The 10,473-nt window shown below is 70.8% G+C and carries 8 protein-coding genes; 7 read left to right on the top strand and 1 reads right to left on the bottom strand.

What is annotated here, in order from left to right; genetic code table 11:
- From AC1D1T_RS25600 to AC1D1T_RS25615, 4 genes are all read left to right on the top strand, one after another.
- A partial coding sequence (locus AC1D1T_RS25600) for a hybrid sensor histidine kinase/response regulator (RefSeq protein ID WP_477992728.1) occupies positions 1–1,524 on the top strand: 1,524 nt, incomplete at its 5' end.
- A gap of 200 nt (positions 1,525–1,724) precedes the next feature.
- Entirely contained in the window at positions 1,725–3,461 is a 1,737-nt protein-coding gene (locus tag AC1D1T_RS25605) for a beta-1,3-glucanase family protein (RefSeq protein ID WP_477992729.1), read from the top strand.
- 135 nt (positions 3,462–3,596) lie between these two features.
- Positions 3,597–4,139: a YfiR family protein gene (locus tag AC1D1T_RS25610; protein ID WP_477829197.1), complete on the top strand. Its 543-nt coding sequence runs from the start codon at positions 3,597–3,599 to the stop codon at positions 4,137–4,139.
- A 14-nt stretch (positions 4,140–4,153) separates the two neighbouring features.
- A complete protein-coding gene (locus tag AC1D1T_RS25615; protein ID WP_477992730.1) occupies positions 4,154–6,082 on the top strand; it encodes a putative bifunctional diguanylate cyclase/phosphodiesterase in 1,929 nt (642 codons plus the stop codon).
- Here the strand turns inward: AC1D1T_RS25615 and bla are convergent.
- Positions 6,079–6,975: a class A beta-lactamase gene (bla, locus tag AC1D1T_RS25620; protein ID WP_477992731.1), complete on the bottom strand. Its 897-nt coding sequence runs from the start codon at positions 6,973–6,975 to the stop codon at positions 6,079–6,081. The genes AC1D1T_RS25615 and bla overlap by 4 nt on opposite strands.
- A gap of 107 nt (positions 6,976–7,082) precedes the next feature.
- Here bla and AC1D1T_RS25625 point away from each other — a divergent pair, with 107 nt between their 5' ends.
- The 3 genes from AC1D1T_RS25625 to AC1D1T_RS25635 are packed head-to-tail and all read left to right on the top strand — an operon-like array spanning position 7,083 to position 9,988.
- A complete protein-coding gene (locus tag AC1D1T_RS25625) occupies positions 7,083–7,955 on the top strand; it encodes a LysR family transcriptional regulator (protein WP_477828752.1) in 873 nt (290 codons plus the stop codon).
- Positions 7,956–8,012: 57 nt separating this feature from the next.
- Positions 8,013–8,486: a hypothetical protein gene (locus AC1D1T_RS25630; RefSeq protein WP_477828753.1), complete on the top strand. Its 474-nt coding sequence runs from the start codon at positions 8,013–8,015 to the stop codon at positions 8,484–8,486.
- Positions 8,483–9,988, top strand: a complete 1,506-nt coding sequence (locus AC1D1T_RS25635) for a hypothetical protein (protein WP_477992732.1) — start codon at positions 8,483–8,485, stop codon at positions 9,986–9,988. Before AC1D1T_RS25630 ends, AC1D1T_RS25635 begins: the two co-directional genes overlap by 4 nt.
- The last annotated feature ends 485 nt before the right edge of the window (positions 9,989–10,473 follow it).

Consider the following 10,473-nt stretch of genomic DNA (forward strand, 5'->3'; position numbering starts at 1 on the left):
GTGCTGGCCATGCTGCTGGCCTGGCTGATCTCGCGCTGGCTGCAGTCCATCGTCACGCGCCCGATCCTCGCCATCGGCCAGGTGGCGCGCGAGGTGGTCGACCAGCGCGACTACTCGCGGCGTGCCGAACGCATCAGCGACGACGAGGTCGGCGTGCTGGTCGATTCGTTCAACCGCATGATGGCCGAGGTGGAGCGGCATGCGCTCGACAACCAGCAGGCGCTGCTGAAGATCGAGCAGGAGATCGCCGACCGGCGCCAGGCGCAGCAGGAGGTGATGCGCTTCAACGAGCAGCTGGAAAGCCGGGTCGGCGAACGCACCGCGCAGCTCGAGGCGTCGAACCGCGAGCTGGCGCTCGCAACCGAGGCGGCGGAGAAGGCCAACCGCGCGAAGTCGGAGTTCCTCTCCAGCATGAGCCACGAGTTGCGCACGCCGCTCAACGCGATCCTGGGCTTCGGCCAGCTGCTGGAATCCAACGCCCATGCGCTGCCCGACACCAAGCGCGTCGAGTTCACGCAGCAGATCTTGAAGGCCGGGCGGCACCTGCTGAACCTGATCAACGAGATCCTCGACCTGGCGCGCATCGAATCGGCCAACCTGATGCTGTCGCTGGAGCCGGTGGGCCTGGCCGACATGCTGCGCGAATGCGAGACCATGATCAGCCCGGCGGCCGACCAGCGCGGCATCCGGCTGTTCTTCCCCGACGACAGCGGCCTGAGCGTGATCGCCGACCGCACGCGGCTCAAGCAGGTGCTGCTCAACCTGCTGTCGAACGCCGTCAAGTACAACCGCGAGCGCGGCACGGTGGTCGTGGAATGCACCGCGCTGGCCGACGAGCGGGTGCGCATCTCGGTGCAGGACACCGGCAGCGGCCTGCGGCCGGAGCAGCTCGCGCTGCTGTTCCAGCCCTTCAACCGCCTCGGCCAGGAAGCTGGCAACGTCGAGGGCACCGGCATCGGCCTGGTGGTGACGAAGCGGCTCGTCGAGCTGATGGGCGGACGCATCGAGGCGAGCAGCACCGCCGGCATCGGCAGCGTGTTCGCGATCGAGCTGCGCGCGGCGCACGAGATGCCGCCCAGCGCACCGTCCACCGGCCACGGCGAGCTGCGCAGCGGCCTCGCGCCCGACGACCAGGACGACACGCCGCTGCTGCTGTACGTGGAGGACAACCCGGCCAACCTGCAGCTCGTCAGCGAGATCGTCGCGCTGCGCGGCGACATCCGGCAGATGTCGGCTCCGGATGCGCAGCTCGGCATCGAGCTGGCCCGCGCGCACCGGCCGCAGATCATCCTGATGGACATCAACCTGCCGGGCCTGAACGGCAAGGATGCGCTGGGCGTGCTGCTGGCCGACCCGGCCACCGCCCACATCCCGGTGATCGCGCTGACCGCCAACGCGATGGCCGGCGACGTGGCGCGCGGCCTCGCGGCCGGCTTCTTCCGCTACGTGACCAAGCCGATCGCGATCGACAAGCTGAACAAGGCGATCGACGACGCGCTCGCGCGGGTCGCCGACGACCGCTGACCCCACCCCGCACTTGCAACCGATTGTTCGACGCAATGGATGCCCATCGCCCGGGCATTCATGAAAGCGCTTTCTCATCTTGTTGCAAAGCGCCGCCCCGCGGCGGCCTGCCCGCTTCGAGAATGCCCGGGCACTGCCGGCGCGGCCGGTGGAAAGACACCTTCGAGGGAGTGAGCATGTCGGGCACAAGAAGAGGATTCATGGGATGGCTGGTGGCGGCGTTCGCCGCGCTGGCCTGCTTCGCGGCACCGGCCGGGGCGGCCGACTTCACGCAGGGCGTGACCAGTTCGGGCAGCACCGCGACGATCTGGTTCAAGTCGAGCGTCGCGACCACCTGGGTCGACGTCCACTACCAGGTCAACGGCGGCGCGCAGCAGAACCTGCGCATGGGCTACAACAGCGCGGCCGCGCGCTACGAGCAGGTCGTGACCGGCGTCGCGTCGGGCAACACGCTGGGCTATTTCTTCACCTACAACAACGGCGCGCCGGCCTATGACTCGGCACGCTTCACCGCCACGGTGGGGGGCGGCACGACGACGCCGCCGCCCGCGGCCAGCGGCGCGATCTGCTTCTACGAGCATGTCGACTACCAGGGCGCCTCGTTCTGCGCCGATGCCGACAGCAGCTGGATCGGCAGCACCTGGAACGACCGCGCCTCGTCGGTCAAGGTCAAGAGCGGCTACCAGGTCGACCTGTTCGACGACATCAACTACGGCGGCCGCAAGCTCACGCTGAGCGCCGACACGCCCAACCTCGTGAACGTGAACTTCAACGACATCGTGTCGTCGTTCCGCGTGCGCCAGGGCAACGGCGGCGTCGACCTGCCGGTGGGCAACGGCGTGATGACGATCAAGCTGGTGAACGGCACCAACGGCGCGTTCGCCGACAACCAGGTCTACTGGTCGATCATCGGCTACAACCCGGACACCAAGGTGCTGTCGCACGTCGATGCGAGCGGCCGCCTGATCCCGGCCGCGGTCGCCGACAACGACGCCGCCAACCGCGTCGCGAAGAACGGCCAGAACTATGCGAACTACTTCAACAAGCTGAGCGACGCCGGCTGGGTCTCGATCCCGAAGATCGATTCGGGCCGCATGTTCATCAGCCTCGGTTCGCCGATGTTCATCAAGATCAACGTCGCCGGCGACGGCCGCCTGGGCTTCGCCGGGCCCGACCTCGGCAACCCGGGTGACCCGAACCAGGACGTGAACTTCGAGTGGATCGAGTTCACCGTCGACAACAGCGGCTACCACGGCAACACGACGCGCGTGGACCAGTTCGGCTTCCCGATCAAGACGCGCCTGCTCGGCAAGGACGGCTACGACCGCACGCTGGGCGACAACGCGTCGCGGGCGCAGATCTTCGCCGACTTCGAGGCGCTGCCGCAGGCCGAATTCCGCGCGCTGGTGCAGCGGCCCTACCGCATCATCGCGCCGGCCAAGTCGGTGTTCGGCGCCGGTCGCGCGCAGGGCAACTACTTCGCGTCCTACGTCGACCAGGTGTGGAGCCGCTACGCCGGCACCGACCTGGTGTTCAGCGCCGAGGCCGGCACCTTCCGCGGCCGCGTGATCGGCAACGACTTCGTGTTCTCGAAGGACGGCGGCCCGCAGAACCTGTACATCCGCGGCAAGCCGACGACGCAGGGCATCCTCGAGGCGTCCGGCAACCTGGCGAGCGGCAATTCGCAGGAACTGGTGGTGCAGGCGCAGATCGCCGCCGCGTTCAACCGCCACCTGCTGATCAGCGTCGACCCGTCGCAGTGGAGCAATTCGTCGGCGTACTACCCGGCCGGCCCTGCCAACTACTACGCGAAGTTCTGGCATGACCACAGCATCGACGGGCTGGCGTACGGCTTCGCCTACGACGACGTGCGCAGCAAGAGCACGCTGCTGGAGCACCCGACGCCGCGCGGCATGATCGTCACGGTGGGCTGGTAAGCCCGCAGGCCCATCCGCAGGCTTGTGCCGGTACGCGTGTCCCGCGGCCGGCGCTCAAGCAGGCCCGGGCCGGGCCGATAAGAAAAGGCGCCGTCCGCATGTCGCGGGCGGCGCCTTTTTCGTTCTGCCCGCGCCGTGAATCGCCTTCCCTTCCCGGTCCTCCGGTTGCCGCCCCGCCTGCTGGCCGCGCTCGCCGGCGCAGCGCTGTGGTGCGCCGGCATGCCGGCCACGGCACAGGGCGACGAGGCCGAGCAGAAGGCGACCCTGGTCTTCAACCTGCTGCTGTTCGTCGACTGGCCGGTCGACGTGCTGCCGCCCCAGGCGCCGGCGCTCGCGCTGTGCATCGACGGCGCGAGCCCGCTGCAGCCGGCGGTGAAGGCGCTGGAGGGCCGCATCGTGCGCCACTGGCGCCTCGACGTGCGCGAGCTCTCGTCCGCCGGCAGCTGGTCGGCCTGCCATGCCGCGCTGCTGGACAGCCCGTCGAACGCGCCGGTGCGTCCGCCGGTCGGCACCTTGCTGATCTCGGATGGCGACGCCGCGCCATCGGTGCGTGCCGCGGTGGCGCTGCACCGTTCCGGCAGCCGTGTCGTGTTCGACATCGACCTCGCGACCGTCCGCGAGTCGCGCCTGCAGGTCAGCTCGAAGCTGCTGCGCGTCGCCCGGCGGGTGACCGAATGACAGGCGGGCGAATGATGAGCCTCATCGAGCGCCGCCGCGATCCGTTCCGCGTGCAGCCGGGGCCGCAGCTCGGGCGCCGGCTGATGCGCGCGGTGGCGCTCAGCGTCAGCACCGCGCTGCTGGTGGCCGGGCTCAGCTTCGACGCCTACGTGTACTTCTCGCTGCGCAGCGCGATGGCCGACGACCTGACCGCGCAGGCGCACATCGTCGCCGACAACAGCTCGGCGGCGGTGCTGTTCGGCGACAGCGGCGGCGCCGCGCAGACGCTCTCCGGCCTGCAATCGTCCGAGGCCATCGAAAGCGCCTCGCTGCACGACCTGCAGGACCGCATGGTCGCCGCCTACGGCGCACCCGGCCTGCGCACGCAGCGCGTCGACCCCGCGCCGCTGCCGCCTTCGCTCGCGAGCGAAGGCCACCGGTTCGCGCAGAACCGCCTGCAGGTGCGCGTGCCGGTGCGCGAGGGCGACCGCGTGGTCGGCCACGTGCTGCTGAGCGCGAGCCTGCGCCCGCTGTACGAGCGCGTCGCCGCCTTCGTCGCGATCACGCTGGTGGTGAGCCTGGTGTCGTTCGCGCTGGCGTATGCGCTCGCGATCGGCATCCGCCGGCAGATCGAGGGCACCGAGAAACGCCTGGACTACCTCGCCCACTACGACCCGGTCACCGGGCTGCCGAACCGGCATGCCGCCAACGAGCAGATCCAGCGGCTGATCGCGACGGTCGGCCGCACCAGCGAGGGCTTCGGCCTGCTGCTGCTCGACCTCGACGACTTCAAGCTCGTCAACGACACGCTCGGCCACGGCGTCGGCGACGAGCTGCTGCGCGCGCTGGCCGGGCGCTTGACCAAGTTCATGCGGCCGACCGACGTGGCGTTCCGCTTCGGCGGCGACGAGTTCGTGATCCTGTCGCCGCGCGTCGTCGACCCGGTGCAGCTGCAGGCGCTCGCGAACGCGGCGATGCGTGCGTTCGACGAGCCGCTGACGGTGGGCGCGCAGCTGCTGCGGGTGCGCGGCAGCGCCGGTGTCGCGCTGTACCCGAACGATGCGCCCGATGCGGCCTCGCTGGTGCTGGCCGCGGACACCGCGATGTACGAGGCCAAGCGCATGGGCAAGAACACCTTCGCGCTGTTCCAGCCCCGCATGCTGAACGACACGACGCGGCGCGTGCAGCTCGAAGCCGACCTGCGCGAGGCCGTCTCGCACCAGCAGCTGCGGCTGCTGTACCAGCCGATCGTCGACCTCGCCACGCAGCGGCTGGTGGGCGTGGAGGCGCTGCTGCGCTGGGAGCATCCGCGGCTCGGCCAGGTGTCGCCGGTCGAGTTCATCCCGATCGCCGAGGCCAGCGGGCTGATCGTCGACATCGGCCAGTGGGTGCTGCATGCCGCGTGCCGGCAGATCCGCAGCTGGCACGACGGCGGGCAGCGGCTGCACGTGGCGGTGAACGTCTCGGCGCTGCAGATCCGGCGCGGCATCCAGGCGCAGATCGATGCGGCGCTGCGCGCGTCGGGCGCCGACCCGCGCGCGCTGCAGATCGAGATCACCGAGCATTCGATGGTCGAGGACCTCGCGAGCAACGTCGCGCAGCTCGAAGCCGTGCGCGCGCTCGGCATCCAGGTGGCGGTCGACGATTTCGGCACCGGGCTGTCGTCGCTCGCGTACCTGAAGCGGCTGCCGATCGGCAAGCTGAAGATCGACCGCGCCTTCGTGAAGGACCTGCCGGACAGCAGCGACGATGCGGCGATCGCGTCGGCCATCATCTCGATGGCGCACAGCCTGTCGCTGACCGTCGTCGCCGAAGGCATCGAGACGGCGGCGCAGCGCGACTTCCTCGCCACGCAGCACTGCGATTTCGCGCAGGGCTTCCTGTACAGCAAGCCGGTGAGCGTGCAGGCGATCGACGCGATGCTCGCCTCGGGGCGCGTCCTGCCTGCACTCGCTGCCCCCTAGGCGACTCGCGCCGCAGCCTCGCGCGCCACGGCCGCCAGCGCGGCGTTGAGGCGCTTCGCATCGGCCTGGCTGTCCGTCAGGTAGGCGGTGATGACCAGCGGCGCGCGGTTCGGCGGCCACACCACCGCCACGTCGTTGGTGGTGCCGCGCGCGCCGGTGCCGGTCTTGTCGGCGGCGCGCCAGTCGGGCGGGAGCCCGGCGCGCAGGCGATCGGTGCCGGTGCGCACCGCCTCCATCCACGCCACCAGCCGCGCGCGCGAGGCCTCGGAGAGGGCCTTGCCGAGCAAGGCACTTTGCAGCGCGATCGCCATCGAGCGCGGCGTCGTCGTGTCGCGCGGATCGCCGGGGCGGGCTTCGTTCAGCGCCGGCTCGGTGCGGTCCAGCCGCGTCTGCGTGTCGCCCAGCGTGCGCGCGTAGCGCGTGATCGCGGCCGGCCCGCCGAAGCTCGCGAGCAGCAGGTTGGCCGCGGCGTTGTCGCTGACCAGCACGGCCGCTTCGCACAGCTCGGCGATGCTCATGCCGTTGCCGCCGACGTGCTTTTCGCTGACGGGCGAGTGGCTGACCAGCATCTCGCGGCGCACCGCGACGCGGCGGTCCAGCCGCTCGATGCCGGCGTCGACGCGCTGCAGCGCCAGCGCCGCGGCCAGCCATTTGAAGGTGCTGCACATCGGGAAGCGCTCGCCGAGGCGGTGGCCGTCGAAGCGGCCGGTGGCGGTGTCGAGCACCGCGATGCCGAGCCGGCCGCCGGACTCGGCCTCGATCGCCGCCCAGCGGGGGTCGGGTGCCTGCTCCAAGTTTTTCTGGGTGGCGTGTGCGGGCACCACGGCGCAGGCGATCGGCATCGCGGTGGCCAGCGACCCCGCGAGCATGCTGTTGAACTGTCTTCTTTGCATTCTGGAAATCCTCGTGGCTTGTCGGTTCGGAGAGCGTGCACGATAGCCATCGCCCCGGCTTCGCTCAAACACTGCTTTCGGGGGCGAGCCCCCAGATAATCCGGGGCATGCAACTTCCGCTGAATGCCATGCGCGCCTTCGAAGCGTCGGCGCGCCACCTGAGCTTCACGCGCGCCGCGCTGGAGCTGTGCGTGACGCAGAACGCCGTCAGCGCGCAGGTGAAGAACCTGGAGCAGCGGCTGGGCGTGGCGCTGTTCCGCCGCCTGCCGCGCGGGCTGGCGCTGACGGACGAGGGGGCCGCGCTGCTGCCGATGCTCAGCGAGAGCTTCGAGCGCATGCGGCTGGTGCTGGAGCAGTTCGAGGGCGGCCTGCGCCGCGAGGTGCTGACGGTGGCGGTGGTCGGCACCTTCGCGGTCGGCTGGCTGCTGCCGCGGCTCGCGGCCTTCCGCCGCGACCACCCGTCGATCGACCTGCGCGTGCTGACGAACAACAACCGGGTCGACCTCGCGGCCGAGGGGCTGGACTGCGCGATCCGCTTCGGCGATGGCGCCTGGCACGGCACCGAAGCCGAGCCGCTGCTGGAGGCGCCGCTGTCGCCGGTGTGCACGCCGGCCATCGCGCGGCGGCTGCGCACGCCGGCCGCGCTGGCGGACGAGACGCTGCTGCGCTCGTACCGTGCCGACGAGTGGGCGCGCTGGTGTACCGCCGCGGGCATCGAGCCGCCGCTGCTGCGCGGGCCGGTGTTCGATTCGTCGATCGCGATGGCGGCTGCCGCGGCGCAGGGGATCGGCGTCGCGCTGCTGCCGCCGGCGATGTTCGGCGAGGAGTTGCGCACCGAGCGGCTGGTGCAGCCGTTCGCGCTGGGCGTGTCGCTCGGGCGCTACTGGATCACGCGGCTGAAGTCGCGCACGCCGACGCAGGCGATGCGGGTGTTTCAAGGCTGGGTGATCCACCAGGCGGCAGAACACTCGACGAAATAGCTGTACACCTATACAGTACGCGCCCGGTTCATCCATTCACTCATCCACGCCACGCTCATGACCGACACCACTGACGACACCGTGCTGATCCAGGAAGCGCGCCACTGGGAAGACGAGACCTGGATTGCCCAGGTGATCAAGAACGAGGACGACGACGGCTGGGCCGTCTCGATGACGCTGCGCGGCGAGGCCGAACCGGCGCTGGTCGGGCCCTGGACCATGGGCCGCGACAAGAAGAACCCGAAGCCGCTGGATGCACCGGCCTTCCACACCCTGGTCAAGACCGCCCACGAGGTGCGGCGCCGCCATGAGCAGCAACTGCAGGCGCGGCTGCACAAGAAGATCTGGATCGGGAACGGCGCCCATGAAATCGTCGTGACGCTCGACATCGTGCCGGACGACGACGATCCCTACGCGATGCTGGCGGCCCGCAATGCCGAGGGCCGGGAAGTGGCCCGCAAGCGCGTCGAGGCCGGGTTCCGGCTGACGGCCGAGACGGCCGAGGCCTGGCTCGCGCGCGAGCTCGCTTGACGCGACGACTCCGGCGGCTTCGACGCGCCGCGGTGCTGGCCGGCACGCTGCTCGCAGCCGGCGTGGCCCAGGCAGAACCCGAGGCGAGCGATGAAGGCGGGCGCGGCGACGCCGATGCACCGATCCAGACCTTCACGCTGCTCGGCTACGAGCGCGTGCGGCTGCCGCAGGGCGAGCGCATGGGCCTGGTGGGCGGCTCGCTGCTGTTCAACGCCGGCGCCGGCTGGGCGTTCGGGCCGGCCGTGTATGGGGCGGCCACCGGGCAGCGCGGCGGCTTGTTCGTCGCCGGGGTCGAAGTGCAGCACCGCTGGCAGTTCAGCCCCGGCTGGACGCTGGCCACGGGCCTGTACGCGGGCGGCGGCGGTGGCGCATCCGCCCCGGTGGGCTCGGGCCTGATGCTGCGGCCTGCGCTGACGGTGATGAAGGACATCGGCCCGGCGCTGCAGCTGGGCATCTCGGCGTCCGCCGTGAATTTCCCGAGCGGCGAGATCAAGAGCGGGCAGCTGGGCCTGGCTCTCGCATGGCGCGGTGGCTTCACGCACCTCGCGGGAGAGCACGGCGGCGCGGCCAGCACGTCGAGCGGCCTCACCGGCCTCGGCTTCGACCGCATGGCGCTGACCGCCACCACCTACCGCTTCGATGGCGCACCGCGCCCGGCGGCCGGGCTGGCGGGTGCGCGCGCGGAACGCCGATTCGCCAACGGCTGGTCCTGGGGTCTCGAGTCGGCCGCTGCGGCCAGGGGCGACGCGGCGGGCTACATGGAGATCCTGGGCACGGTCGGCGCGAGCTTCGCGCCCTGGCCCGAGTTGCTGCCCACCTRGCGCGTCGGCGCGCGCGTGGCCGGTGGGCTGGGGGGTGGCGGTGCCGTGCCGACCGGCGGCGGCCTGATCGGCAAGGCCACCGGCACGATGGAGTGGAGCCCTGCCCCCGGCTGGACGATCGGTGGCGAGTACGGCCGCATCCGCGCCGCCCACGGCGACCTGCGCGCCCGCCAGGCCCAGTTGTGGCTCGGCATCGACCTCGAACCCGGCCACGACGGGCGCACGATGCCGCCGCGCGTCGTGCGCACCGAATGGGTCGCGGTGCTGCAGCACCAGGCCCGCGTGCTGCGCCAGGATGGCAGCCGCCAGTCGCTCGACACGATCGGCCTGAAGCTGAACCGCTACGTCGACGACTTCGTCTACGTCAGCGGCCAGGCGCACAGCGCGTACGCCGGCCATGCCGGCGCCTATTCGACGGGGCTGATCGGCGCCGGCATCGCGAGCCGGCCGGGCACGCCGGTGCGGGTCGGCATCGAGGCGCTGGCGGGTGCGGCCGGTGGTGGCGGTGTCGCAACGGCCGGGGGCGCGATCCTGCAAGGCGTTCTGTGGGCCGGCTGGGCCGCAACACCGCGCAGCGAATGGCGGCTCGGTGCCGGGGCGATGCAACCGCTGCGTGGGAGCAAGGCAACACCGTTGGTCGAGCTGGCCTGGAGCCGCGCGTTCGGAATGTCCGGTTGGTGACTTTTGCGCGGCTTGGCGGGGCGGGTGGGGGGCTGGGCTGGTGGCTCATGCCGAGGCGGTCGACGCCCCTGGGGGGCGCCGACTCCACGAAGAAGCTCGGCTTCGTGGGTGCATCGCCAAACTCCCTCCGCTCACTTCGTTCGCTGTGGTCAAACAGTGGCGATGAGTATGTCTACGAAGCGCGCTGGCGCGCGCCACCCCCGAAGCCAAGCTTCTTCGTCGCCTCAGAAATCGCCCCCAGCCCAGCCCCCCACCCGCCCCGCCGCGCAACACCACCCGTTCTTGTTGGGGGAAAAGACTGAAGTGACCGACGAGCATGCGAGCGTTGGCGCGCTTCGTCGGTCACTTCAGTCTTTCCCCCCAAACACAGACGGGCGGTGGTCGCAAAGGCGCGGGTGGGGAGGCTGTGGAGCGCCAATCAGGACGGGGCGATGACCGCACCGGCCGGCGAGCCACAGCCCCCCCACCCGCGCCTTTGCCCGCAC

Source organism: Rhizobacter sp. P2_H3, from assembly GCF_056403355.1.